This is a genomic window from Polymorphospora sp. NPDC050346 (assembly GCF_040655695.1).
In the GTDB taxonomy this organism is placed as follows: domain Bacteria; phylum Actinomycetota; class Actinomycetes; order Mycobacteriales; family Micromonosporaceae; genus Polymorphospora; species Polymorphospora lycopeni.
Genome location: NZ_JBFAKM010000001.1, coordinates 205,363 through 230,736, shown reverse-complemented (window position 1 = coordinate 230,736; position 25,374 = coordinate 205,363). Strand labels below are relative to the sequence as shown.

Here is a 25,374-nt window from a genome sequence, read left to right as displayed (position 1 = left end):
GTCCCCCGCCATCCTTCCTGGTGAACGCCGACACCCAGGGAGGATCCGATGCACCCCACCATGTTCCGCGAGACCACCAACGCCGCCCCGATCCCGGCCCCCGCAAGCCCCCGGCGCGGCTGGGCCCTGACCGGTACGGCCGGCGGCCTGATCGGTCTCGTCGGCATCTTCGCCACCGCAAGCCTCGGCGGTGAGGAACAGCGGGCCGACAACGCGGGCTACGTCGCCGCCATCGCCGACGGCGCCGCCTACGTCTGGGCGCACCAGGTGGTGTGCTCGGTCGCCATCGTCTGCCTGGCGATCTTCGCGGCGGGGCTGCGCCGGCACCTCGGCGCGCAGGAGCCGGCCGGCAGCCTCGTGCCGACCCTCGCCGCGACCGGTGTCGGCCTGGTGCTGGTCGGCCTGCTCATCGGCGGCGGCATCTCGACCCAGCTGTTCTTCGACCTCGGTGCGGCCGACGAGGTCGACCCCGACACCATCGCCGCCGGGACGACGATCTTCGCCACGATGTCCTGGCTCTGGGGCGGCATCGGGCTGACCGCCGGCGCGGTCGCGGTCGGCGGGTTCCGGCACGGCTCGGTCAGCCGCTGGTTCGCCGTCTTCAGCGCGGTCATGGCCCTGCTGGTCGCCGCGACGCAGCTCGCGCCGGTGCAGTACATCTCGCTGGTCCCGGCCGGGCTCTGGGTGATCGTCGCCGGTCTCGTCCTGGCGTTCGCCGGCCCGCGTCCGGTCGCCGAGCGACGGTGACGATGCGTCCCCGACCGAGACCGACCGGTTCGCACTGGGCCGGGCCGACCGTCCGGGCGTCGGGCACCACCCTCGGTGCCCGGCGCGCCGGGACGGTTGTCCCATGACAACGGGACACGACGATCATTAGTGTCGGCGACGACATGACGACCGACCGTACGGCCAGGTGGGCGCGGCAGGCCGCCTGGCCGCTGTGCGGGCTGACGCTGCTGCTGACCGCCGCCGCCATCTGGCTGGCGCTGCTGAACGGGGCGCCGGTCAGCCACATCAGCTACCACCTCCTGGTGGTCGCCTCCGCGGTCGTCGGCGGGCTGATCACCGCACACCGGCCGGCCAACCCGGTCGGCTGGCTCGCGCTCACCAGCGCCCTGTGCTTCGCCGTCCAGGAGGCCGGCGGCCAGTACGCCGCCCGTGGTGCGGTCGTCGACCCCGGCTCGCTGCCGTTCGCCGCCGCGCTGGCCTGGCCGCAGACCTGGCTGTGGCTCCCCGGCAACGCCGCCATCGCACTGATCCCGGCGTTCTTTCCCGACGGCCGGCTGCTCTCCCGCCGGTGGCGGCCGGCGGTCTGGACGGTCGTGGCGCTCACCGCGCTCGCCGTGGTGACCAACGCGGTGCGGCCCGGCGACAACGAGCAGATCCTTCCGGTCGGCGCGCCCAACCCGCTCGGCGTCCCCGGCTGGCAGCCGATCGCCGACACCACCGGTGGGCTGGCCATCCTGGCCAGCGCGGTGTTCCTCTTCGCCGCCGGCGGCACCGTCGTCTGGCAGGCCCGCAAGGCCCGCGGCGCCCGCCGCCAGCAGGTCAAGTGGGTCGGGTACGCGGTCGCGCTGAACGTGCTCGTGGTGGCCGGCCGTCTCGTCGTCGGCCTGACCGACGGCCACCCGGGCCTGTTCCCGTACGAGAACTTCCTCTGGGACTTCGCCGGCTCCGCCAGCGTGTCGTTGATCCTGGTCGCGGTCGGCATCGCCATCCTGAAACACCAGCTCTTCGACATCGACCTGCTGATCAGCCGTACCGCGGTGTTCGTCACCCTGTCGGCCTGCGTCGGCGGCGCGTACGTGCTGGTCGTCGGCCTGCTCGGGGCCGGGTTCGACACCTCGGCCAGCCTGCCGGTCTCGTTCGTCGGGGCGGCCGTCGCCGCGCTGATCTTCGCCCCGCTGCGGCACTGGCTGCAACGCCGGGTCAACATCCTGGTGTACGGCGAACGCGACGACCCGTACGCGGTGCTGGCCCGGCTCGGGCAGCGGCTGGAGCAGACCCAGGACTCCAGCGCCGTCCTGTCCACCAGCACGGCGACCGTACGCGAGGCACTGCAACTGTCCTACGTGGAAATACAGACCGTCGACGGGCGGTCGTACCGGCTGGGCACCCCGCCCGCCGACCCGGTCCGGATCCCGCTGGTCGCCGGCGAGCCGGTCGGCGACCTGCTGCTCGGCCCCCGCAGCGGGGAGGTGTCGCTCGGCGACCGCGAACTGCGGCTGCTCGCCGACCTCGCCCGGCACATCGGCGTCGCCGTACAGGCGGTCCGCGCCCTCGACCGGGCCCAGTCACTCGCCGCCGACCTGCAACGCTCCCGCGAACACCTGGTCGTCGCCCGCGAGGAGGAGCGCCGGCGGCTGCGCCGCGACCTGCACGACGGCCTCGGCCCCACCCTGGCCGGGCTGACCATGCGGGCCGAGGTGGCCCAGGAGATCGGGCCGGGGGAGCAGGCCAACCACATGCTGGAGGAGATCGTCGTCGACGCGCGTACGGCCGTCGCCGACGTACGGCGGCTCGTCGACGGGCTGCGGCCACCGGCGCTGGACACGATGGGGCTGGCCGGGGCGCTCCGGTCGCACATCGCCGCCTGGCCGGCCGCCGGCCCCCGGGTCGTCTTCGAAGCCCCCGAGACGCTGCCCGCACTGCCCGCCGCCACCGAGGTCGCCGCCTACCGGATCGCCGTCGAAGCGCTGAACAACGCGCGCAAGCACGCCCGGGCGGACACCGTCGAGGTACGGCTGACCATCACCGGGGAACAGCTCCGCCTCGACGTCCACGACGACGGCCGGGGCCGCCAGCCCGGCCAGCCGGACGGCGTCGGCATGCACTCGATGCACGAGCGCGCCGACGAACTCGGCGGCGAGTGCACCGTCACCTCGGCCCCGGGTACGGGCACCCGGGTGACCGCGATCCTGCCCACCACCACAGAGGAGACCGATGGACCAGATCCGGGTGCTGCTGGTTGACGACCACGCCCCGTTTCGGGCCGGGCTGCGCGCCCTGCTCGCCACCAGTCCCGAGATCGACGTCTGCGGCGAGGCCGCCAGCGGCGAAGAGGCACTGGTCGCCCTGGACCGGCTCCAGCCCGACGTGGTGCTGCTCGACCTGACAATGCCCGGCATGGGCGGCATCGCGGCCACCGAGCGGATGGTGCGGATGAGCCCGCACGTCCGGGTGCTGATCCTCAGCATGGCCGACGACGACGACTCGATCTTCGCCGCGTTGCGGGCCGGCGCCCGCGGCTACGTCCTCAAGGGCGCCCGGCGGCTGGAGATCATCCGATCGGTACGGGTGGTCGCCGACGGCGAGGCGATCTTCGGCCCGGCCATCGCCACCCGGCTGATGGGCTACTTCGCCGGGCTCAACCGGGCCGAACCGGCATTTCCGGAACTGACCTCGCGGGAGCGGGAGATCCTCGCCCTGATCGCCCAGCACCTGACGAACCCGCAGATCGCGCTGCGGCTCGGGCTGAGCCAGAAGACGGTCCGCAACCACGTCTCCAACATCTTCACCAAGCTCCAGGTCGCCGACCGCGCCCAGGCCATCATCATGGCCCGCGAACAGGGCCTCTAGCTCCGATTCCTCCCGCCCTTCATGATCGTCTGCTGTTGCGCCAGGGGAATGACGGCGTGTCGACTGCTGGAACAGCAGACGATCACGGCGGATACCACGAGCAGCCGAAGATCGGTTGGTCGTCCACAGGGATAGGCGTTGTCCACAGGCCGCGGTGCGACTGCCCTGGCCCAGGGCACGGGGTGGCAGGTTCGTTGGCGTGGACCCAGTACTTCGTGCTCTCGTGGACGGTGCCGGCGGGGTGGTGACGCGGGCGCAGGTCTGCCAGGTCGTGCAACGGTGGGTCTTCGAGTCAGCCTGCCGAGACGGTCACCTGCGCCGGGTGCTGCCCGAGGTCTACGTGGATGCCCGACTCGTGGCCGCGCAGACACCAGGCCCGGCCGGGATCGCCGGACTCGGCCCGTACCCACGCCGCCGGGCGGCGCTGGCACACGTCGGCGCCGCCGGTGGACTCAGCCATACGACCGCGCTCGACGTGTGGGGACTTCGCCCACAAGGCGCCGAGGAACCGGTGCACGTGTGCGTACCGAAGAACTCCGGTCTGCGTGACCGGCCGGGGCTGGTGGTGCACCACCGGCGTCAAGTCGCCGTCGTGGCGCGTCGGGGGTTGCCGGTCACCGGACTGGAGCGGAGCCTGGTCGACGCCTGGCCGCTGATCCCGCCTGCCGAGCGGGTGGCGCCGGTGATCAGGGCGGTCAACGAACGTCGCACCACGCCGCAACGCATCGGTGTGGCGTTGGCCGCCGCGCCGAAGTTGACCGGCCGGGCCGAACTGGGTGTCCTGTTGGATCGCCTGGCCATCGGCTGTCGGAGCGCCCTCGAGATCTGGGGCCACGAGCACGTCTTCAGCGGTCCCGGGATGCCGCCGTTCGAGCGGCAGGAGCGGATCAAGGTCGGTGAGCGCACGATCTACCTCGACGTGTACGCCGAACGGGAGCGCCTCGACATCGAACTCGACGGTGCCGCTTCGCACGGCGATTCCCGCCAGCGTGAGATCGACCTGCGCCGGGATGCCCTGCTGGCCACCGTAGGAATCATGGTCGTGCGTTTCTCGCACCGGCGGTTGCTGACCCAATCCGACCAGGTTCGCCGGGAAGTCCTGGCGATACTGGCGAACCGCCCTGTCGGCCGGTCCGCCGCATGATCGTCTGCTGTTCCGCCAGTCCGCGCACGGCGTGTCGGCCGTTGGAACAGCAGACGATCATGGCGATCGGGTGGGGCGGGTCAGAAGTCGCCCTCGGCCACCTGGAAGACGGTCAGGCCCAGTTCGCGCCACATCCGGACGACCTGCATCCGGTCGTCGAAGACGCCGACGACGGCGTACCGGTCCTTGATCTCCCGTTCGAAGATCTCCTTCTTGACCACCGAGTCCTTGCGGGAGTCGCCGACCGGGCGCATGTACAGCCCCAGGTACGGCACCTCCACGTGCAGGTCGAGCCACGCCTCCGTGTCGGGCCGGGCCGACTCGTCGCGCCCGGAGCAGTAGACGACGCCGTACCCGGCGGCGTGCATGGCGCGTACGGCCGAGATGACCGCCCGGTTCGGCAGGTCCTCACCGACCCGGGTCATGTCGTACGGGCTGCGGCCGGCCATCAGCGCCACGGTGCCGTCGATGTCGACGAGGACCACCTCCGGTGCCCCGGTCGGCGGGGTGTAGACCACCGCCGGGCCACCGGTCTCGACGTACGGGACGGGCAGCGGCAGGTTGCGGCCGGCGAGGTAGCGCTCGTGCATCCGCCGGATGGCGTCCTCGCCGACCCGGTCCTCCTCGGGCCGTTCGGCGTCGCGCCGCAGGCACTCGTCGAGTGGCACGTCGGTGAAGTCGTGCACCTCGAAGGTGGCGCCGAAGCGGGCGGCGAGTTCGGCCCACTCCCGTACGGTCTTCGACCGCAGGTTGGTGTCGTCGACGCAGACGTCGGCGCGGGCCCGCAGCAGGGCCTCGACCTGGGCCCGCTGGGCGGTGGTCACCTGGGCCTCGGCCCACTGGGTGAACAGCCGGGTGCCGTGCAGCATCCGGCGCAGGTCGTCGCGGTTGACCCGGACCACGGACGGCTGGAGCTTGCGGGCGAAGGTGGTCTTGCCGGAGGCGGGCAGCCCACGGGTGACGATCAGTCGGGTCATTCGGCGCTCCGGTTGTGCGGGGTCCAGTCCGCGGCGGGCCGGACCTGCTGCCACAGCAGCGGACGGTAGTCCCTGCCGTCGAGGCGGAGGAAAAGGGAACCACGGTCGGGGTGCCGCACCGCGTGCGCGGCGAACTCGCGCCGGCCCCAGCCGTCGGGCAGGCCGGCCACGATCTCACCGTACGCGGACTCGACGGCGGCGGCGTGGGCGTCGACCGTACCGGTCAGTTCGGCGGCGACCGCCCGCGCCCAGGCGTGGAACTCGTCGGGCAGTGGCGCGATGACGGCCGCCAGGTCGCCGCCGGTGGCCAGGATCTCCCAGACGACACGGGCGTTGAGGCCGGTGACGAGCTTGTGCAGCCGTACGTAGTCGGCGTACTTGATTTTCACCCGCTCGTCGGTCGCCGGTACGTGCACGACCAGCCCCTCCCGGTCGGGGCGGGGAGCGGCGGCGAGGGCGGCGCCGAGGGTGTCGTAGGCGAACGTCTCGACGACCGGGCCCGGCCAGTCCGGGACGGCCTGCGGGCCGTGGCTGCGCCCGGTGGCGATGTCGACCGCGCCGAGCAGCATGAGGTCGTCGAGGCCGGCGTAGTCGAGCACGATCCGGTTGGCCGGGTAGATGATCTCGACGAGCACGGTGAGTCCGGGCGGCGGGGTGAAGCCGGCGTACCGGGTCCGCAGCAGCGCGGTGGCGTGCCGGGCCTGGTCGGAGGCGAACGAGCCGCGGGTGGCGACCGCCCAGCCGGTGCCGTCGGGGTAGACGATGCCGAGCGAGCCGTCCGCTTTGTCGGTCACCGTCACCTCCGCGTCGAGTGCGACGACGGGTGCCCCGGGCTGGTCGTGGTTGAAGAACTTCCGGTACGGCCGGGCCAGCACGTTGCCGGTCGCGTCGTCCACGATCAGCCCCCGGCAGGCGAGCGTCACCGGTGTCCAGTTGCCGGTGTACTGGCACGCCTCCGTGTAGTTGTAGATCGACAGGGCGAGTTCGGGGTGTCGCTGGATCCGGACGAATCCCTCGGCGACCGCGGCGGCGAGGGCGGCGGTGTCGACGACGTCGGCGAGCGGGATCGCCGGATGCCCGAGGGTGCTTGTCACGGGAATGCCTTCCGGGATAACGGGAATGGATCGAGGAGGGCCCACGTTATCGAGGGTGGCCAGTGCCGAGCATCCCGGTTTCGTGCGAGGAGCGAAGCGAAGCGGAGCCCCGCAGTACGAAACGAAGGTTGGTCCCGATATCAGGCCATCGGGAGTGGCATGGCAAACTGGTCAACCGGCCACGGTTCCGGTTCACGCCCGAGTCAACCGCGCCCGCCGCGGAAGACGCAGACGGCGACCCGGCGACCCACGAAGAAAGGACCGAGGCAGCATGAAGCCCAACATCCACCCCGCATACGGCGTGACCGAGGTCACCTGCTCCTGCGGTGAGAAGTTCACGACGCGCAGCACCGCCAAGGGCGGTTCGATCCACGTCGAGACCTGCAGCGCCTGCCACCCGTTCTACACCGGCAAGCAGCGCGTGCTCGACACCGCCGGCCGCGTCGCCAAGTTCCAGCAGAAGTACGCCAAGGTCCAGGCCAAGAAGGCCAAGTAGCGACGAAAACGGCGCCCGCCACCCGGCCAGTCCGGGTGGCGGGCGCCGTTCGCATGTCCGTGTCGGCCGATCCCATCCCGTGTCGTCTGATTGAGGTACGAGCATGAGCAACGAGCGTCTCGCCGGGCTTCTCGACGAATACGCGGAGCTGGAGAAGCGGCTGGCCGATCCGGCGATCCACGCCGACCAGAACACGGCGCGGCGGGTCGGCCGCCGGTTCGCCGAACTCGCCCCGCTGCACAAGGCGGCCGGCGAGCTGGAGCAGGCCCGCGCCGACCTGTCGGCGGCCCGCGAGCTCGCCGCCGAGGACCCGTCGTTCGCCACCGAGGTGGACGCGATCTCCGCCACCCTGCCCGGGCTCGAGGAGCGGCTGGCCGAGCTGCTGATCCCGCGTGACCCGCACGACGCCAAGGACGTGATCCTGGAGATCAAGGCGGGCGAGGGCGGCGAGGAATCGGCGCTGTTCGCGGGCGACCTGCTGCGGATGTTCACCCGGTACGCCGAGCGGCACGGCTGGGTCACCGAGGTCATCGACGCGCAGGACTCCGACCTCGGCGGGGTCAAGGACGTCTCGCTCGCGGTCAAGACCAAGGGGGTGCCCGACGGCGGCAACGGCGTCTGGTCGCGGCTGAAGTGGGAGGGCGGCGTGCACCGGGTGCAGCGGGTCCCGGTGACCGAGTCGCAGGGCCGCATCCACACCAGCGCCGCCGGTGTTTTGGTGCTGCCGGAGGCCGAGGACGTCGACGTCTCGATCGACCCGAACGACCTGCGCATCGACGTCTTCCGCTCGTCCGGGCCGGGCGGCCAGTCGGTCAACACGACCGACTCGGCGGTCCGGATCACCCACGTGCCGACCGGGATCGTGGTCTCCTGCCAGAACGAGAAGAGCCAGCTGCAGAACCGCGAGCAGGCGATGCGGATCCTGCGGGCCCGGCTGCTCGCCGTCGCCCAGGAGCAGGCCGACGCGGCGGCGTCCGACGCCCGCAAGGCCCAGGTCCGTACGGTCGACCGGTCGGAGCGGATCCGCACCTACAACTTCCCGCAGAACCGGATCACCGATCACCGGATCGGCTACACGGCGTACAACCTGGACCTGGTGCTCGGCGGCGACCTGGACGGGGTGCTGGACGCGCTGGCCGAGGCCGACCGGGCCGCCCGGCTGGCCGGCGACACCGACCTCGGCCGCCGGTAGCCCGTACCGCCGCTCCGTCGTTGGCGGGTTCGACGGGTTGCGCGGATGGCGAGAACCTTGCGCGGCAACAGGTTCCATCGATCGATGTTTGACTATCTTATCGGTGGAACCGGAGTCCGGCCCGAGGAGACGTCATGCGTGGAGTCCGAAGGTTCGTCGCGCTCGCCTGCGTCGGTGGAGCGCTGCTGATCGGCGCCGCCGCCCCGGCCCACGCGGCGGCGCCGGCCCAACGTTCGGCGGTGACCGCCACCTACCTGTTCGGCTACTACTACACGCTCGACGCGTGCCGCTACTTCGGCGAGAGTCTCGTACAGGGCGGGGCGTGGGGCTCGTACAACTGCGTCTACCAGTGGCACCCGTACGACCAGCAGTCGTACTGGTACCTGTACATGTCGTAGCGGCGGTCCCGCCGCGGCAGTACATGTCGTAGCGGCGGGTCCCGCCGGTCAGGTCGCGGCGCGGGCCCGGTCCCGGGCCCGCATCATCTCCCGGTCGGCGACGTCGAAGGCGCTGGCCAGCGCCTCCCGTAGGGCGGCGCCCGAACCCGTCACCTCGGCGAAGCCGATGCTCACCTCGACCGGCGTGCCCGGCACCAGCGACTCCCAGTCCTCGGCGGCCACCGCCTGGCCGATCCGCCGGGCGACCTCGCCCGCCTCGGCCAGGCCCGCCCCGGTCAGCACGACCACGAACTCGTCACCGCCGTAGCGGGCCACGAAGTCGCCCCGCCGCATCACCCGGTTGATCACCCCGGCCACCCGTTGCAGCACCAGGTCACCCGCGTGGTGGCCGTGCGCGGTGTTGACCGCCTTGAACCCGTCGAGATCACAGATGCCGATCACCGCCGGGCGCCCCAGTGAGATCATCGTCTCGACGTACTTGTCGAGCTGGCGGCGGTTGGCCAGGCCGGTCAGCGGATCGGTCATCGCCTCGCCCGCGTACTGCTCGGCGGTGCGGCGCAACTCCTCGTGGTCGATGCGGGTCGCGATGCCGTCGACGTACATGTCCCGCAGCCGGTCGGTGCGCTGGACGGCCAGCCGGAACGCGTGCCGGTCGGCCCGGTGCGCCGCCGCGTGGTCACCGCTGTGCGCGTACATGAGGCTGCGCAGCCGGGCCGGCTCGGCCGCCCCCAGGGTCTCGGTCGCGACCGCCGCCGTGTCGAGCCGGGCCGCCGCCTCGATCAGCCGGCCGGCGGTGATCGCCAGGCAGACGTCGCCGAGCCGGCGCAGGTCGTGGCTGCGCGCACCGTAGCCGCCCCGGGCCAGCAGGGCGGCCGCGTCGTGGCCGCGGGCCCGCGGGCCCACCTGCTCGCCGAGGGCACCCCGGCGGGCCAGCGCGTAGCCGTATGCGGCCAGGCTGCTCGGCCGCAGCCGGGACGGGTCGCCGCCGGCCAGGATCCGGTCGAGGTCGGCCCCGATGTCGCGCAGCACCCGGAGACAGCCGTCGCTGTCGCCGTTGTGGTCCAGCGCCACCGCGTTGCGCAGCCGGATGCCGGGGGCGGCGAACATCTCCTCGGCGATGCCGGCCCGGGTGCCCAGGACCCGGGCCTGCTCGATGGCGCCGAGGGCGTAGCCGTGGAAACCCAGGTAGGAGTAGGCCATCGCCAGGTCGTGCCAGGCCCAGGCGGTCTCCTGGTCGGGGTCGGTGACCGACTCCAGCGCCCGGACGCTGCGCACCAGATGGGTCACGCACCGGTCCAGGGCACCCAGGTCCTGCGCGGCCAGCGCCGCCAGCGCGTGCAAATGCCCCTTGAGGTAGGGCTCGGCGAGGTCCTCGGCCGCGGCCAGCGCCACCTCGGCCGCCCGGGCGTATTCGGCGGTACGGCCCAGGTTGATCAGCGCCGACAGTCGCTGCACCAGGGCGTCGGCCCGCGCGTACGGGTCGGTGGTGCGGGCGAGCACCAGGTCGAGCTGACCAACCGCCTCGGCGGACCGGTCGCGCTCCATCAGCTCCCGCGCGCGCGTCAGTTCCTCAACCTGGTCGGTGACCTGGTCGAGCCAACCCACGCCGGACCCCCTTGCGGAACGTGGTGGCAGCGCGCTGCCGTGCGGACGCGGCGTCGAGCCCGCGCAGGACACGGCCACGGGTTACCGCGTGACGGATCAGCGCGGCCGACGATTCATGATTATGGCGTGACATCGTCTCGTGAACACCCCCCCGAAGGGACCGAACGGACGCGACCCGGTCCGGTGCTGGCCACGGCCACCGCCGCGCTGTCGGCCGCGGGTGTCGGGTCGCCGCGGGCCGACGCGGAGTGGCTGGCGACGTACGTGCTCGGGGTCGACCGCAGCCGGCTGCCGCTCGCGGCCGGGTTCACCCCGGACGAACTGGCCCGCTACCGGCGGCTGGTGGAGCGGCGGGCCGACCGGGAGCCGTTGCAGCACCTGCTGGGCTCGGCCGCGTTCCGCTACCTGGAGCTGGCGGTCGGTCCGGGCGTCTTCGTGCCCCGGCCGGAGACCGAATTGCTCGCCGGGTGGGGGATCGCGCGGGCCCGCGGGCTGGCCGCCCCGCTCGTCGTCGACCTGTGCAGCGGCTCCGGGGCGATCGCGCTGTCGGTCGCGCACGAGGTGCCGGCCGCGACCGTGTACGCCGTCGAACGCTCGGCGGGGGCGCTGGAGTGGTTGCGCCGCAACGCCGTCGGCCGGGTCGCCGCCGGTGACCCACCGGTGCGGGTGGTCGCCGCCGACGTCACCGACCCCGACCTGCTGGCCGAACTGACCGGCCGGGTCGACGTGCTGCTGTGCAACCCGCCGTACGTGCCGGTCGGCACCGACGTACCGCCGGAGGTGGCCGACCACGACCCGGCGGAGGCGGTCTTCGCCGGGGCGGACGGCCTCGGGGTGATCCGGCCGGTGGTCCGCCGGGCCGCCGAACTGCTGGCGCCCGGCGGGGTCGTCGGGATCGAACACGACGACACGCACCCGGTGGCGGTGCCCGCCGTGTTCACCGCCGACGGCCGGTACGCCGACGTGACCTGCCATCCCGATCTGGCCGGCCGGCCCCGGTTCAGCACCGCGCGACGGGTGGCCTGAGCCCGACCCGGAACCCGACCGGCACCGCCGACGTCCCACGGGCGCGGGCGCGTGGCAGACTTTGTCCCCGTGATGCTCTATGACTGCCGGTCGCTCGCCGACCGCGACCGAGGCATCGCCGCGGCGATCGAGGCGGTCAAGAACGGCGAACTGGTCGTACTGCCCACCGACACCGTCTACGGCGTCGGGGCCGACGCGTTCACGCCGTACGCGGTGAAGGCCCTGCTGGACGCGAAGGGGCGCGGACGCGACGTGCCACCCCCGGTCCTGGTCGGCTCCCGGCACACCCTCGACGGCCTGGTCTATCTGCTGCCCCAGGCGGCCCGGGACCTGGCCGACGCGTTCTGGCCCGGTGCGCTGACCATCGTGGTCGAGCACTCGCCGAGCCTCCAGTGGGACCTCGGCGAGACCGGCGGGACGGTCGCGGTACGGATGCCGTTGCACCCGGTGGCGCTGGAGGTGCTGCGCGAGACCGGGCCGATGGCGGTCTCGTCGGCGAACAAGTCCGGCCAGCCGCCCGCCGAGACCGCCGAGCAGGCCCGGGACCAGCTCGGCTACGCGGTGCGCGCCTACCTGGAGGCGGGGCAGTGCCCCGACCCGGTGCCGAGCACGATCGTCGACGTCACGGGCGAGGTGCCCCGGCTGCTGCGGGAGGGCGCGGTGCCGCTGGCGAAGCTGCGCGAAGTGCTGCCCGACCTCGTGGGTCGGGAGGGCTGAGGTGCCGCCGTTCACCGTCCTGCACGTCTGCCTCGGCAACATCTGCCGGTCGCCGATGGCCGAGCGGTTGCTGGCGCTGGCCGTACGGGAGCGGCTGGCCCGGCTGGCGGTCACCGCGCCGTTGCCGACCGGCTTCGCCGACGAGTTGGTGCACAGCCACAGCGCCGGCACCGGCGGCTGGCACGCGGGCGAGGAGATGAACCCGCCGGCCGCCCGCCAGGTCCGGGCCCGGGGCGGCGACGTCGACGGTTTCCAGTCCCGCAAGCTGCTTTCGGAGCACATCGACGCCGCCGACCTGGTGCTCACCGCGACCGCCGACCAGCAGGAATACGTCACCGCGCTGCGTCCCGACGCGACCGGCCGCACGTTCGTGCTGGGCGAGTTCGGCCGGCTGCTCGCCCAGGTCGACGCCGCCGCGCTGCCGCCGGCGGAGGCGACGCCGGCCGGTGTCCTCGCCCGTGGGGTGGCGCTGGTCGCCGCGGTCGACGTGGCCCGGCGCGACGCCCAGCCGCTGCCCGGCGACGATCTCGACGACCCGTGGGGGCGCGGCGACCAGTCGTTCGGCCGGGTCGCCGACGAGATCGAGGAGACCGTGGTCCCGCTGGCCGGGGTCCTGCTGCCCTGACCGGCGGCCGCCGGCAGCGGTCTCAGCGGGAGACCGGCGTCTCCGCGCCGCGCGCGATGTTGCGGGCCATCCCGCCGAAGACGATCGCGTGGAACGGGCTGACCGCCGCCCAGTAGGCGTGCCCGGCCAGCCCGCGCGGGGCGAAGACGGCCCGCTGGTGGTACCGGCTGCGGCCGGTCCCGGTCGGCTCGGCCCGCAACTCCAGCCAGGCCAGCCCCGGCAGCCGCATCTCGGCCCGCAGCCGCAGCAGTTCGCCCGGCACGATCTCCTCGACCCGCCAGAAGTCGAGCGCCTCGCCGACGTACAACCGGTCCGGGTGCCGCCGGCCGCGCCGCAGGCCCACCCCGCCCACCAGCCGGTCCAGCCAGCCGCGGACCGACCAGGCGAGCGGGAACGAGTACCAGCCGTGCTCACCACCGACCCCCTCGATGACCCGCCACAGCGTGGCGGGTGCGGCGGCCACCTCGCGTTCGCGTACGTCGGTGTAGAGCGAGCCGCCGGACCAGCCCGGGTCGGTCGGCAGCGGCTCGGCGGGCGCGGTCGGCCAGGTGGCGGTGGACCAGCGGGTCTCCACCTCGGCGTCACGGATCTTCGCCAGGGCCAGCCGGACCGCCTCGTCGAAGCCGATCGGGCCGCCCGGCGGGTCCGGCACGTACCGGGCGATGTCGTGTTCGTGGGCGACCGCCTCGTGGACCAGGCTGTCGACCAGTGGCCGGGCGATCGAGCCGGGGACCGGGGTGACCAGGCCGACCCAGTACGACGACAGGCCAGGGCTCAGGGCCCGTGTCGGCAGGACGATCCGGCGGCGCAGCCCGGCGACGGCGGCGTACCGGCGCATCATGTCCAGGTACGTCAGCACGTCCGGCCCGGCGACGTCGAAGTCCCGGTTCACGTCGGCGGGCAGGGTGGCGGCACCGACCAGGTGGCGGAGCACGTCGCGGACGGCGATGGGCTGGATCCGGTTGTGCACCCAGCGCGGGGTGACCATGACCGGCAGGCGTTCGGTGAGGTGGCGCAGCATCTCGAACGACGCCGACCCCGACCCGATGACGACCGCGGCGCGCAGTACGGCGGTCGGCGTGCCGCTGTCGAGCAGGATCCGGCCGACCTCCTCACGTGAACGCAGGTGGGCCGAGGTGGGGTCGCCGGGGGCGGGGCGCGGGCCGCCGAGGTAGACGATCCGCCGTACGCCGGCGGCCTCCGCCGCGGCCGCGAGGTTCCCGGCCGCCCGCCGGTCGATGGCCGCGAAGCCGCGCCGGCCGAGGGAGTGCACGAGGTAGTAGGCGACGTCGACCCCGGCGAAGGCGGCGGTGAGCGATTCCGGGTCGGCCAGGTCGCCCTCGGCGATCTCGACGTCGGCGGCCCAGGGCACGTCGCGCAGCCGTGCCGCCCGCCGGGTCAGGCAGCGCACCCGGTGGCCCTCGGCGAGCAGCCGGGGCACGAGCCGGCCGCCGATGTAGCCGGTGGCGCCGGTGACCAGGCATCGCATGATTTCCATCATGCGTCCGGCCCGGCCGCACCGCCCGCCGGGGGCGCGGGCCCGCCCGCCTAGACTGCTGCGGGTGGAGACATTCTGGGGGCCCGATTTCGCCCAGTTGGAGGCGACCGATCCGGAGATCGCGTCGGTCGTCGTGGGCGAACTCGACCGGCTGCGCCAGGGCCTGCAACTCATCGCGAGCGAAAACCTGACCTCGCCGGCGGTGCTCGCCGCCCTCGGCTCGACGCTGACCAACAAGTACGCCGAGGGCTACCCGGGCCGGCGCTACTACGGCGGCTGCGCGCAGGTCGACCGGGCCGAGGAGATCGGCGTCGCCCGGGCGCGGGAGCTGTTCGGCGCCGAGCACGCCAACCTCCAGCCGCACTCCGGGGCGAGCGCCAACCTGGCGGCGTACGCGGCACTGCTCGAACCGGGCGACCCGGTGCTGGCGATGGAGCTGCCGCACGGCGGCCACCTGACGCACGGCAGCCGGGTCAACTTCTCCGGGCGGTGGTTCCGCACGGTCGGCTACCGGGTCCGGGAGGACACCGAGCTGATCGACTACGACGAGGTGCGCGAACTCGCCCTCGAACACCGGCCCAAGATGATCATCTGTGGTGCCACCGCCTACCCGCGACTGATCGACTTCGCCGTCTTCCGGGAGATCGCCGACGAGGTCGGCGCCTACCTGATGGTCGACGCGGCACACTTCATCGGCCTGGTCGCCGGCCGGGCCGTACCGTCGCCGGTGCCGTACGCCGACGTGGTCTGCGCCACCACCCACAAGGTGCTGCGCGGCCCCCGGGGCGGCATGATCCTGTGCCGGGCCGAGCTGGCCGCCCGGATCGACAAGGCGGTCTTCCCGTTCACCCAGGGCGGTCCGCTGATGCACGCCGTGGCGGCGAAGGCGGTCGCGCTGCGTGAGGCGGCGCTGCCGGAGTTCCAGTCGTACGCGAGCCAGGTGGTCGAGAACGCCCGGGCTCTCGCGGCGGGGCTCGCCGCCGAGGGGATGCGCCCGGTGTCCGGTGGCACCGACACCCACCTCGCCCTGGTCGACCTGCGCGATGTCGGGGTGACCGGGCGCGACGCCGAGGCGCGCTGTGACCTCGCGACGATCACCCTGAACAAGAACGCGATCCCGTACGACCCGCAGCCGCCGATGGTCGCCTCCGGCATCCGGGTCGGCACGCCGAGCGTCACCACCCAGGGCATGCGGGAGGCCGAGATGCGCCAGATCGCCACTCTCATCGCCCGCGCGATACGTACCGATCCGGGGCTGCCGGGCGGGGTGGAGACCCTTGCCGAGGTCGCCGCCGAGGTCGCGGAGCTGGCCCGCCTCTTCCCGGCGTACCCGCGGTGATGGCGCCCCGGCTCCGGCACCTGCGGGTGCCGCTGATCGTCTCGGCCGTGCTCCTGGTCGTCGTGGTGCCGGTCGGCTGGCTGGTCGACAATGCCGCGGGCGCGGCCGGCGCGGCGGCCGGCGTGGCCGTGGTCACGTTCAGCTACCTGCTGTCGAGCCTGGCGGTGGCCTGGGCCGACTCCGTGCTGCCCAAACTCGTGCTGACCGTCGGACTGGCCACCTACGTGCTGAAGTTCAGCATCTTCGGCATGGTCATGTTCGCGGTGGCGGCGACGGGCTGGGACGGCCTGCGGATGATGGCCGTGGCCATGATCTGCGCCACCGTCGCGTGGGTCACGGCACAGGTCTGGTGGACCTTCAAGGCCAAGATCCCGTACGTCGAGATTCCCTCGAAGTAACCACCGGCCAACTGTCGCGTTTCCGTCAATCGGGGACGAGTCAGGGTGGCCGGTCTTCCGTACTGGCGTGACGGGAGTAGCGTGTCCGGAAGCCGCGACACGCCCCTCTGCGCCCACACAACTCGGTTGTGCGGGGGGTGACTCACAGCCTCATGTTTCCGGCTGATAGCGTTCGCCGCGTCATGGCTGACGACCAACCCACCAACGGCACCGGTTCTTCCGGCGCCGATGCGGGTTGGGCAGCCGTCGGTTACCTCCTCAGCGGCATGGGCATCTGGGGCGGCATCGGATGGCTCGTCGACCGTTGGCTGGACCTGCCAAACGTCGGGCTGCTGATCGGGTTGATCGGGGGCACGGCCGCCGGGGTCTATCTGACCATGAAGAGGCTGGGCGTCTGACACCGCCCGACCGACGGAGGGTTCGAATTGGCTGAGCTGCCGACCTACCTCGCTGCGGAGTTTCCCCCCGGCGTTGACAGCTTCAACTACAAAAGCCTGATCCCCTCGTTCGAAGACACGATGTGGGCGGGGGCCTTCACCAAGATCGCACTGCTGATCTGGATCAGTGTCGCGATCATCCTGGTCTTCTTCCTGGTGACCTACCGCAACCCCAAGCTGGTCCCGACCAAGGGCCAGTGGCTCGCCGAGTCGGTCTACGGCCTGGTCCGGGACAACATCGCCCGCGACATCATCGGACAGCAGGGCGTGCGCTTCGCCCCCTACCTGACCACGCTGTTCGTCTTCATCCTGCTGAACAACCTCTGGGGCATCGTCCCGTTCGCGCAGATCTCGCCGAACTCGCACATCGCCTTCCCGATCGTGCTGGCGGTCATGAGCTGGCTGGTCTACGTCGCCGTAGGTATCCAGAAGCACGGCTTCTTCGGATACATCAAGACGAGCTGTTGGGTGTCCGGCGCCCCGCTCTGGGTGCAGCCGATCCTGGTGCCGATCGAGTTCGTCTCCAACCTGATCCTGCGGCCGGTCACGCTCTCCGTCCGTCTTTTCGCCAACATGTTCGCCGGCCACATGATCCTGCTGGTCTTCACGCTCGGCGGCGTGGCGCTCTTCCAGGCCGAGACGCTGCTCATCAAACCGATCGCGTTCCTGAGCTGGGGCATGGCCATCGTCATGACGCTCTTCGAGCTCGGCATCCTGGCGCTGCAGGCATACGTCTTCACCCTGCTGACCGCCACCTACCTGCAGAGCTCGCTCGCCGAGGCACACTGATCCACCGACACGCACCCGTGCCTCCGGGCACCGTACGCGCCTGCGCTCCACCGATCGACAACTGAAAATCTCACCCTAAACGTGCGCGTGATGGTCACGCGTTCAACGCAGGAGGAATCCAACCATGTTGCTGGCCGAGATCTCGGGCAACGTCAACGTCATCGGCTACGGCATCGCCGCCCTCGGCCCGGGCATCGGCGTGGGCCTGGTGTTCGCCGCCTACATCCAGGCGACCGCCCGCCAGCCGGAGAGCGCCGGTCTGACCCGCGTCTACATGTTCATGGGCTTCGCCGTGGTCGAGGCGCTCGCCCTGCTCGGTCTGGTGCTCGCGTTCGCGCTGCAGGGTGGGTCCTGACGGGCTCGGACCCACTCGGAGCTGACTTGGTGCCCGGCCCTCGACGGCCGGTCACCGCTGGAGGGGAGTGTCCATGTACATAGCCGCGGAAGAGGGCGGGAACATCCTGCTCCCACCGCTGTCTGAGATCATCGTCGGTCTCGTCGCCTTCGGTGTCGTCCTGTTCATCCTGGTCAAGTTCGTCTTCCCCCGTATGGAGGCGATGTACCAGGCTCGGGTCGACGCGATCGAGGGCGGGATCAAGCGCGCCGAGGCTGCCCAGGCCGAGGCCAACCAGCTCCTCGAGCAGTACAAGGCTCAGCTCGCCGAGGCCCGTACCGACGCCGCGAAGATCCGCGACGACGCGCGTGCCGACGCCGAGGGCATCCGGCAGGACGTCCTGGCCAAGGCGCGCGAAGAGTCCGACCGCATCATCGCGGCCGGCAAGGAGCAGCTCGCCGCCGAGCGCCAGACCATCGTCCGGGAGCTGCGTGCCGAGGTCGGCACCATCGCCGTCGACCTGGCCAGCAAGATCGTTGGCGAGTCGCTGGCCGACGAGGCCCGCCGCAAGGGCACCGTCGACCGGTTCCTGAGCAACCTCGAGAGCACGGGAGCCCGCTGATGCAGGCCGCCAGCCGGGAGTCGTACGCCGTCGCGGCGGAGCGCCTCGAGGCGTACGCCCAGGCGGCGCCGCCGCCCGCGGTCGCCGCGACCGGCGACGACCTGCTCGCCTTCGCGGCGCTGCTGCGCCGTGAACTGCGGCTGCGTCGGGCGCTGTCCGACCCGGCCCGCAGCGGCGAGGACCGGGCCGCGCTGCTGACCAACCTGCTCGGCGGCAAGCTCGGCGACGACGCGGTCGGGCTGCTCGGCACCCTGGTGTCGGGCCGCTGGTCGGTCCCGTCCGAGCTGCTGGACGGCGCCGAGCGGCTCGGTGTGGCGGCGCTGCTGGCCAGCGCCGACCGGGCCGGCGACCTCGCCGAGGTCGAGGACGAGCTGTTCCGCTTCGGGCAGGTCGTGTCCGGTGACCCGGCGCTCGCCAGCCTGCTCGGCGACACGAGCGCTTCGGCGGCGCAGCGGGCCGAACTGGCCGCCACCCTGCTCAAGGGCAAGGTCAAGCCGGTGACGCTGCGCCTGGTCGAGGTCGCCCTCGACGGCTTCGGCGGGCGGTCGTTCGCCGGGGCACTGACCCGGCTCGTCGAGCTGACCGCGGACCGCCGCGACCGCCAGGTCGCCTACGTCACGGTCGCCGCGCCCCTTTCCGACGAAGAAGAGCTTCGGTTGGGTGCAAAGCTGGGCGAACTGTACGGTCGAGTGGTCACCGTGAAGCAGACGGTCGACCCGGCGGTCCTGGGCGGCATGAGCGTCCAGGTCGGTTCCGATCTCTACGACGGCACCGTCCTGCGCCGGCTCACCGACACCCGTAACGCGCTCGCGAAGCGCTAGAACCCAAAATCGATGCCGCTCCGGCGAACCCGGGCCCTGAATAGAGGAAGCAGAGGATGGCCGAGCTGACCATCTCGTCGGAGGAGATCCGCGGCGCCCTGGAGCGCTACGTCTCCTCCTACACTCCCGACATCTCCCGCGAGGAGGTCGGTACCGTCTCCGACGCCGGTGACGGCATCGCCCACGTCGAGGGTCTGCCCTCGACGATGGCCAACGAACTGCTGGAGTTCGAGGACGGCACGCTCGGCGTGGCGCTGAACCTCGACGTCCGCGAGATCGGCGCCGTGATCCTCGGCGACTACTCCGGCATCGAGGAAGGCCAGCGGGTCAAGCGCACCGGCCGGGTGCTCTCCGTGCCGGTCGGCGACAAGTTCCTGGGCCGCGTGGTCAACGCGCTCGGCCAGCCGATCGACGGCCTGGGCGAGATCGAGGCCGAGGGCTACCGGGAGCTGGAGCTCCAGGCGCCGAACGTGATGGCCCGACAGGGTGTCCACGAGGCGATGCAGACCGGCATCAAGGCCATCGACGCGATGACCGCCATCGGCCGGGGCCAGCGCCAGCTCATCATCGGCGACCGTAAGACCGGTAAGACCACGGTCGCGATCGACACGATCCTCAACCAGCGGGCCAACTGGGAGTCCGGCGACCCGACCAAGCAGGTGCGCTGCATCTACGTGGCCATCGGGCAGAAGGCGTCGACCATCGCCTCGGTCAAGGGCACCTTCGAGGCGCACGGCGCGATGGAATACACCACCATCGTGGCGTCGCCCGCCTCCGACCCGGCCGGCTTCAAGTACATCGCTCCGTACGCCGGCTCGTCGATCGGCCAGCACTGGATGTACGGCGGCAAGCACGTCCTGATCGTCTTCGACGACCTGAGCAAGCAGGCCGAGGCGTACCGGGCCGTGTCGCTGCTGCTGCGTCGCCCGCCGGGCCGCGAGGCCTACCCGGGTGACGTCTTCTACCTGCACTCCCGCCTCCTGGAGCGCTGCGCGAAGCTCTCCGACGAGATGGGGGGCGGCTCGATGACCGGCCTGCCGATCATCGAGACCCGCGGTGGCGACATCTCCGCGTTCATCCCGACCAACGTCATCTCGATCACCGACGGCCAGGTCTTCCTCGAGACCGACCTGTTCAACCAGGGTGTCCGCCCGGCGATCAACGTGGGTACCTCGGTCTCCCGGGTCGGTGGTGCCGCGCAGGCCAAGCCGATGAAGAAGGTCGCCGGTCGGCTGCGCCTCGACCTGGCCCAGTACCGCGAGCTGGAGGCGTTCGCCGCCTTCGCCTCCGACCTGGACAAGGCGTCGCGTAACCAGCTGGACCGCGGTGCCCGCCTGGTCGAGCTGCTCAAGCAGACGAACTACACCCCGTTCCCGGTCGAGGAGCAGGTGGTGTCGGTGTGGGCCGGCACCGAGGGCAAGCTCGACGACGTCGCCGTCGGCGACGTGTCCCGCTTCGAGTCGGAGTTCCTGGAGTTCCTGCGGCACCGCTACGCCTCGACGCTGGCCTCGATCGCGAACAACGAGTGGAACGACGACATCGTCGCCGCCCTCGACGATGCGATCAACAAGTTCAAGCCGTCGTTCCTCGCCGGTGAGGGGGCGTCGATCAACGAGACGCCGGCCGAGCCGCTCGCGGGCGAGCAGGACCGTGAGTCGGTGACCCGCTACACCGACCAGCCGGCCAAGAAGCAGTAGGGCGCAGCGTATGGCGGCCCAGGTTCGCGTTCTTCGCCAACGGATCCGTTCGGCGAAGGGCATGAAGAAGATCACCAAGGCGATGGAGCTCGTGGCGACGAGCCGGATCGCCAAGGCCCAGGCCCGGGTGGCGGCGTCCCTGCCGTACGCCCAGGCCATCACCGGGGTGCTGTCGGCGCTGGCCTCGAACGCGACGGTCGACCATCCGCTGCTCACCCCGCGTCCGAAGGTGCGGCGGGCCGGCGTACTGCTCGTCACCAGCGACCGCGGCCTGGCCGGCGGTTACAGCTCCAACGCGATCAGGACGGCCGAGTCGCTGATCGAGCGGCTCAAGGCCGACGGCAAGGACCCGGTGCTGTACGTCATCGGCCGCAAGGGCGTGACGTACTACCGGTTCCGTAACCGGCCGATCGCGGCCAACTGGACCGGCTTCTCGGAGCAGCCGTCGTTCGCCGACGCCCGGCTGGTCGGCGAGACCCTCATCAAGGCGTTCACCCACGGCGCCGACGACGAGGGCGACGACCCGGGCCCGGACGGCGTGCTGGGCGTGGACGAGTTGCACATCGTCTACACCGAGTTCAAGTCGCTGATGACCCAGACCCCGGTGCCGCGGATCATCGGCCCGATGGAGGTCGAGGACCGGCCGCGGTCGGAGGGCATCCTGCCGGCGTACGAGTTCGAGCCCAACGCCGAGGCGTTGCTGGACGCCCTGCTGCCGAAGTACATCAACACGCGGATCTACGCGGCGTTGATCGAGTCGGCGGCGAGCGAGTCGGCGGCCCGTCGGCGCGCCATGAAGAGCGCGACCGACAACGCCGGTGAAGCGATCGAGAAGTACACGCGTGAGATGAACTCGGCCCGCCAGGCCGGGATCACCCAGGAGATCAGTGAGATCGTCGGCGGCGCCAACGCGCTGGCCGCGGCGGGAAGTGAAGTGTGATGACTGCTGCTGTGGAAACCAAGACGGCGACGGGCCGCGTCGTCCGGGTCATCGGCCCGGTCGTCGACGCCGAGTTCCCGCGTGACGCGATGCCGGACATCTTCAACGCCCTGCACGTCACCGTCTCCCTCTCCGGGGGTGACAAGACGCTGACCCTGGAGGTCGCCCAGCACCTGGGCGGCAACCTGATCCGGGCGATCTCGATGCAGCCGACCGACGGTCTGGTCCGGGGCGCCGAGGTGCGCGACACCGGCTCGGCCATCATGGTCCCGGTCGGTGACGGGACCAAGGGTCACGTCTTCAACGCGATCGGCGAGTGCCTCAACCTCAAGGAGGGTGAGCGGCTCGAGATCAAGGACCGCTGGGAGATCCACCGCAAGGCGCCGGCGTTCGCCGACCTGGAGCCGAAGACCGAGATGCTGGAGACCGGCATCAAGGTGCTCGACCTGCTCGCCCCGTACGTCAAGGGCGGCAAGATCGGCCTGTTCGGCGGTGCCGGCGTGGGCAAGACGGTGCTCATCCAGGAGATGATCACCCGGGTCGCCAACAACTTCGGCGGTACCTCGGTGTTCGCGGGCGTCGGTGAGCGCACCCGTGAGGGCAACGACCTCATCGCCGAAATGACCGAGTCCGGCGTCATCGACAAGACGGCGCTGGTCTACGGCCAGATGGACGAGCCGCCGGGCACCCGGCTGCGGGTCGCCCTCTCCGCGCTGACGATGGCGGAGTACTTCCGCGACGTGCAGAAGCAGGAGGTGCTGCTCTTCATCGACAACATCTTCCGCTTCACGCAGGCCGGTTCCGAGGTCTCCACCCTGCTCGGCCGGATGCCCAGTGCCGTGGGTTACCAGCCGACGCTGGCCGACGAGATGGGTGAGCTGCAGGAGCGGATCACCTCGGTCCGGGGCCAGGCCATCACCTCGATGCAGGCCATCTACGTGCCGGCCGACGACTACACCGACCCGGCGCCGGCGACCACCTTCGCGCACCTGGACGCCACCACCAACCTGGAGCGGTCGATCTCCGACAAGGGCATCTACCCGGCGGTGGACCCGCTGGCGTCCTCGTCGCGGATCCTCGCCCCGGAGTTCGTCGGCCAGGAGCACTACACGGTCGCCTCCGAGGTGAAGCGGATCCTGCAGCGCTACAAGGACCTGCAGGACATCATCGCCATCCTCGGTATGGAGGAGCTCTCCGAGGACGACAAGATCACCGTCTCGCGGGCCCGTCGGATCGAGCGCTTCCTGTCGCAGAACACCTACGCGGCAGAGGTCTTCACCGGCATCAAGGGCTCGTACGTCCCGGTGAAGGACACCGTCGAGGCGTTCAAGAAGATCAGCGAGGGCGAGTACGACCACTTCCCCGAGCAGGCCTTCTTCATGTGCGGCGGGCTCGACGACCTCGAGCGCAAGGCGAAGGAACTGATGAAGGGCTGAGCATCGGCCCTGAGAAGGGGGTCGCACCGGCTGTCCGCCGGCGCGGCCCCCTTTTTGGCTGGGTGTTTCCTGGCAGTCGGCGGGATCACCGGCCCAGCGGTGGCGCTCTTGGGGAGGGGAAAGTTACTGTCGGCCCAACGCCCGGACCCGCGCGTCCGTCTGTGATAAGGGGCGGAGCGAACGGAGGAACGTGGTGAACAGGGTGGGCAGGCATCCGGAAGGCGGCCGGACGGCGCGCAGGTCGCGGTCGTTGATTCCCCGGTGGGCCCGGCTCTGCACCTTCTTCGGCGCGGTTCTGATGCTGCTCAGCGGTGGCGTGTTGGTCACCACCGAGGTCCTGCTCGCCCGTTACGAGGGCGCGGTCGGCAGCGGCGATCTCTTCGGCGACCAGGCGGCCGGCGCGCAGGAGCGCCGGTCCGACATCAAGGGCCCGCTCAACCTGTTGCTGGTCGGCATCGACCCACGCCCCAGCGATCCCAACCGGCCACCGCTGGCCGACTCGATCCTGGTCCTGCACGTCAACGAGGCCCTCGACGGCGCCTATCTGTTCTCCATGCCGCGTGACCTCATCGTCGACATCCCCCGGTTCGAGAAGGCCGGCTACCGCGGCGGTCAGGGCCGGCTCAACTCGGCGATGGAACGCGGCAGCCGGGTGCCCGGCCAGGAGGTGCCCAGCGCGATCCAGGGCTTCGAGCTGCTCTCCCAGACCATCAGCGCCCGGACCGGGATCACCCGCTTCGACGCCGGAGCGATCATCAACTTCACCGGCTTCCAGAAGATCGTCGACGCGATGGGCGGTGTCGAGATGTATATCGACACCGACGTCAAGTCGGAGCACCTCGAGCCGGACGGCAAGCATCGCAAGGGCAACCCGAACGGCGAGGGCTACATCGGGCCGCAGGCGGAGTACAAGAAGGGCACCATGCACCTGAAGGGCTGGCAGGCCCTGGACTACGTACGCCAGCGCTACACCCTGCCCGACGGCGACTACGGTCGCCAGCGCCACCAGCAGCAGTTCATCCGGGCCATGGTCGACCAGGCGTTCAGCGCCGACGTGGTGACCAACCCGGTCAAGCTCGACGCGGTCCTGCGCGCGGCCGGCGAGTCGGTCATCTTCAACGGCCGGGGCAACAGCGTCGTGGACTTCGGCCTCGCGTTGCGTAACCTGCGTTCCAACTCGATCACGATGATGAAGCTGCCCGGCGGTGGTGTCGGCACCGGTGACAACTATCAGGGCGAGCGGTTGGAGCCGGTCGCCGACGAGTTCTTCGCCGCGCTCAAGGCCGGTACGGTCGACGACTTCGTGATCGGCCATCCGGAGCTGATCAACAAGTAGTCCGGGTTACCTGCGCCACCCGCCGTGGGCAGCGGTGGACGGCGGGATTAGACTCGGCGCATCCGTCCCCCGCACCGGGTCGTCCCGCACAAGGAGACAGCGTGGCAAAGCTGCTGCACGTCGAGCTCGTAGCCGTCGAGGAAAAGATCTGGACCGGCGAGGCCGAGATGCTCGTCGCGCGTACGACCGAAGGCGAGCTCGGTGTGCTCCCCGGCCACGCGCCGCTGCTCGGCCAGCTCGCCGAGCCCGGCCAGGTACGGATCAAGCTGGCCGGTGGCGAGCAGGTCGCCTACGACGTCGACGGCGGTTTCGTCTCGGTGACCGAGCGTGGTGTCACGATCCTCGCCGAGAGCGCCACGGTCGCCACTCCCGCGAACGCGCACTGATCGGCGACGTCGATGATGATCTTGGAATGGATCGGCATCGGCGTCCTCATCCTGTGCGCTGCCGTCCTGGTGCTCTTCGTGCGCCGGGCCTTCGTCGCGCGTGCCGGCGGCACGATCCGGCTCAGTGTCCGGGTCTCGACGATGGTCGACGGCCGGGGCTGGTCACCGGGTTTCGGCCGGTTCGCCGGCGACGAGCTGCGGTGGTACCGGATGTTCAGTTTTGCCCTGCGCCCCAAACGGGTGCTCTACCGCGAGGGGTTGGCCGTCGAGCGCCGTCGCCAACCCGAGGGTCAGGAGTGCCTGGCCATGCCGGCCGACTGGGTGATCCTGCGGTGTACCGGCTACCAGGCACCGATCGAGATCGCCATGGCGGAGTCGACGGTGACCGGATTCCTCTCCTGGCTTGAGGCCGCCCCGCCCGGGGCGGCCTTTCCGCGCTTGACGGCCCAGGACTGGCCGGCCGCGTAAGCGGCAGCCGCCCGTACGAC

General features: G+C 71.3%; 27 protein-coding genes. 23 read left to right on the top strand and 4 right to left on the bottom strand.

Going from position 1 to position 25,374, the window contains the following annotated elements:
• Positions 1-48: 48 nt before the first annotated feature.
• The 4 genes from AB0I42_RS00970 (at position 49) to AB0I42_RS00955 (ending at position 4,723) form a co-directional block, all read left to right on the top strand.
• Positions 49-747 carry a hypothetical protein gene (locus AB0I42_RS00970; protein ID WP_357532930.1) on the top strand — a complete coding sequence of 233 codons (699 nt, stop codon included), beginning with the start codon at positions 49-51 and terminating at the stop codon, positions 745-747.
• Between the two features lie 143 nt (positions 748-890).
• Positions 891-2,972 (top strand): histidine kinase, encoded by a 2,082-nt coding sequence (locus AB0I42_RS00965; RefSeq protein WP_357532929.1) that lies wholly within the window; start codon positions 891-893, stop codon positions 2,970-2,972.
• Positions 2,944-3,579, top strand: coding sequence for a response regulator transcription factor (locus AB0I42_RS00960; protein ID WP_357532928.1), 636 nt, complete (start codon positions 2,944-2,946; stop codon positions 3,577-3,579). The genes AB0I42_RS00965 and AB0I42_RS00960 overlap by 29 nt, the downstream gene beginning before the upstream one ends.
• Before the next feature lie 199 nt (positions 3,580-3,778).
• Positions 3,779-4,723, top strand: coding sequence for a DUF559 domain-containing protein (locus AB0I42_RS00955; protein WP_357532927.1), 945 nt, complete (start codon positions 3,779-3,781; stop codon positions 4,721-4,723).
• 80 nt (positions 4,724-4,803) lie between these two features.
• On the opposite strand, the gene AB0I42_RS00950 is transcribed toward AB0I42_RS00955, so the two are convergent.
• Positions 4,804-5,700 (bottom strand): AAA family ATPase, encoded by an 897-nt coding sequence (locus AB0I42_RS00950; protein WP_357532925.1) that lies wholly within the window; start codon positions 5,698-5,700, stop codon positions 4,804-4,806.
• Complete coding sequence (locus AB0I42_RS00945) at positions 5,697-6,794, bottom strand: RNA ligase (RefSeq protein WP_357532924.1); 1,098 nt, start codon at positions 6,792-6,794, stop codon at positions 5,697-5,699. The genes AB0I42_RS00950 and AB0I42_RS00945 overlap by 4 nt, the downstream gene beginning before the upstream one ends.
• A 271-nt stretch (positions 6,795-7,065) precedes the next feature.
• Here AB0I42_RS00945 and rpmE point away from each other — a divergent pair, with 271 nt between their 5' ends.
• From rpmE to AB0I42_RS00930, 3 genes are all read left to right on the top strand, one after another.
• On the top strand, positions 7,066-7,290 hold the full coding sequence (rpmE, locus tag AB0I42_RS00940; RefSeq protein ID WP_357532922.1) for a 50S ribosomal protein L31: 225 nt from the start codon (positions 7,066-7,068) through the stop codon (positions 7,288-7,290).
• A gap of 103 nt (positions 7,291-7,393) precedes the next feature.
• Positions 7,394-8,482 carry a peptide chain release factor 1 gene (prfA, locus tag AB0I42_RS00935; RefSeq protein ID WP_357532920.1) on the top strand — a complete coding sequence of 363 codons (1,089 nt, stop codon included), beginning with the start codon at positions 7,394-7,396 and terminating at the stop codon, positions 8,480-8,482.
• 134 nt (positions 8,483-8,616) lie between these two features.
• Positions 8,617-8,880, top strand: coding sequence for a hypothetical protein (locus AB0I42_RS00930; RefSeq protein WP_357532918.1), 264 nt, complete (start codon positions 8,617-8,619; stop codon positions 8,878-8,880).
• A gap of 48 nt (positions 8,881-8,928) precedes the next feature.
• Here AB0I42_RS00930 and AB0I42_RS00925 read toward each other — a convergent pair whose 3' ends face one another.
• Positions 8,929-10,485, bottom strand: coding sequence for a GGDEF domain-containing protein (locus AB0I42_RS00925; RefSeq protein ID WP_357532917.1), 1,557 nt, complete (start codon positions 10,483-10,485; stop codon positions 8,929-8,931).
• 126 nt (positions 10,486-10,611) lie between these two features.
• Here AB0I42_RS00925 and prmC point away from each other — a divergent pair, with 126 nt between their 5' ends.
• From prmC to AB0I42_RS00910, 3 genes are all read left to right on the top strand, one after another.
• Positions 10,612-11,511: a peptide chain release factor N(5)-glutamine methyltransferase gene (gene prmC, locus AB0I42_RS00920; RefSeq protein ID WP_357532915.1), complete on the top strand. Its 900-nt coding sequence runs from the start codon at positions 10,612-10,614 to the stop codon at positions 11,509-11,511.
• A 72-nt stretch (positions 11,512-11,583) separates the two neighbouring features.
• A complete protein-coding gene (locus AB0I42_RS00915; RefSeq protein WP_357533431.1) occupies positions 11,584-12,228 on the top strand; it encodes an L-threonylcarbamoyladenylate synthase in 645 nt (214 codons plus the stop codon).
• A gap of 1 nt (position 12,229) precedes the next feature.
• Positions 12,230-12,853 (top strand): phosphotyrosine protein phosphatase, encoded by a 624-nt coding sequence (locus AB0I42_RS00910; RefSeq protein WP_357532913.1) that lies wholly within the window; start codon positions 12,230-12,232, stop codon positions 12,851-12,853.
• 22 nt (positions 12,854-12,875) lie between these two features.
• Here the strand turns inward: AB0I42_RS00910 and AB0I42_RS00905 are convergent, their stop codons facing one another.
• Positions 12,876-14,342 (bottom strand): SDR family oxidoreductase, encoded by a 1,467-nt coding sequence (locus tag AB0I42_RS00905; RefSeq protein WP_357532911.1) that lies wholly within the window; start codon positions 14,340-14,342, stop codon positions 12,876-12,878.
• Between the two features lie 73 nt (positions 14,343-14,415).
• On the opposite strand from AB0I42_RS00905, the gene glyA reads away from it, so the two are divergent.
• The 13 genes from glyA to AB0I42_RS00840 all read left to right on the top strand — a co-directional run bounded on the left by glyA (position 14,416) and on the right by AB0I42_RS00840 (position 25,354).
• Complete coding sequence (gene glyA / locus AB0I42_RS00900; RefSeq protein ID WP_357532910.1) at positions 14,416-15,690, top strand: serine hydroxymethyltransferase; 1,275 nt, start codon at positions 14,416-14,418, stop codon at positions 15,688-15,690.
• On the top strand, positions 15,690-16,088 hold the full coding sequence (locus tag AB0I42_RS00895; protein ID WP_357532908.1) for a hypothetical protein: 399 nt from the start codon (positions 15,690-15,692) through the stop codon (positions 16,086-16,088). Before glyA ends, AB0I42_RS00895 begins: the two co-directional genes overlap by 1 nt.
• 182 nt (positions 16,089-16,270) lie before the next feature.
• Positions 16,271-16,486, top strand: coding sequence for a hypothetical protein (locus AB0I42_RS00890; RefSeq protein WP_357532906.1), 216 nt, complete (start codon positions 16,271-16,273; stop codon positions 16,484-16,486).
• 27 nt (positions 16,487-16,513) lie between these two features.
• Entirely contained in the window at positions 16,514-17,314 is an 801-nt protein-coding gene (atpB, locus tag AB0I42_RS00885) for a F0F1 ATP synthase subunit A (RefSeq protein ID WP_357532904.1), read from the top strand.
• Between the two features lie 124 nt (positions 17,315-17,438).
• On the top strand, positions 17,439-17,669 hold the full coding sequence (gene atpE / locus AB0I42_RS00880; protein ID WP_212827056.1) for an ATP synthase F0 subunit C: 231 nt from the start codon (positions 17,439-17,441) through the stop codon (positions 17,667-17,669).
• A gap of 73 nt (positions 17,670-17,742) precedes the next feature.
• The gene (locus tag AB0I42_RS00875; protein WP_357532903.1) at positions 17,743-18,270 is read left to right on the top strand and encodes a F0F1 ATP synthase subunit B; all 528 of its coding nucleotides are present in this window, start codon (positions 17,743-17,745) and stop codon (positions 18,268-18,270) included.
• Positions 18,270-19,091, top strand: a complete 822-nt coding sequence (locus tag AB0I42_RS00870) for a F0F1 ATP synthase subunit delta (RefSeq protein ID WP_357532901.1) — start codon at positions 18,270-18,272, stop codon at positions 19,089-19,091. Before AB0I42_RS00875 ends, AB0I42_RS00870 begins: the two co-directional genes overlap by 1 nt.
• Positions 19,092-19,147: 56 nt before the next feature.
• Complete coding sequence (gene atpA / locus AB0I42_RS00865; protein ID WP_357532899.1) at positions 19,148-20,788, top strand: F0F1 ATP synthase subunit alpha; 1,641 nt, start codon at positions 19,148-19,150, stop codon at positions 20,786-20,788.
• Between the two features lie 10 nt (positions 20,789-20,798).
• A complete protein-coding gene (locus AB0I42_RS00860; protein WP_357532898.1) occupies positions 20,799-21,728 on the top strand; it encodes a F0F1 ATP synthase subunit gamma in 930 nt (309 codons plus the stop codon).
• Complete coding sequence (gene atpD, locus AB0I42_RS00855; RefSeq protein ID WP_357532896.1) at positions 21,728-23,164, top strand: F0F1 ATP synthase subunit beta; 1,437 nt, start codon at positions 21,728-21,730, stop codon at positions 23,162-23,164. The genes AB0I42_RS00860 and atpD overlap by 1 nt, the downstream gene beginning before the upstream one ends.
• 202 nt (positions 23,165-23,366) lie before the next feature.
• Positions 23,367-24,500 carry an LCP family protein gene (locus tag AB0I42_RS00850; RefSeq protein WP_357533430.1) on the top strand — a complete coding sequence of 378 codons (1,134 nt, stop codon included), beginning with the start codon at positions 23,367-23,369 and terminating at the stop codon, positions 24,498-24,500.
• A gap of 101 nt (positions 24,501-24,601) precedes the next feature.
• Entirely contained in the window at positions 24,602-24,886 is a 285-nt protein-coding gene (locus AB0I42_RS00845; RefSeq protein ID WP_357532894.1) for a F0F1 ATP synthase subunit epsilon, read from the top strand.
• Between the two features lie 12 nt (positions 24,887-24,898).
• Complete coding sequence (locus tag AB0I42_RS00840; RefSeq protein WP_357532892.1) at positions 24,899-25,354, top strand: DUF2550 domain-containing protein; 456 nt, start codon at positions 24,899-24,901, stop codon at positions 25,352-25,354.
• Positions 25,355-25,374 lie beyond the last annotated feature (20 nt).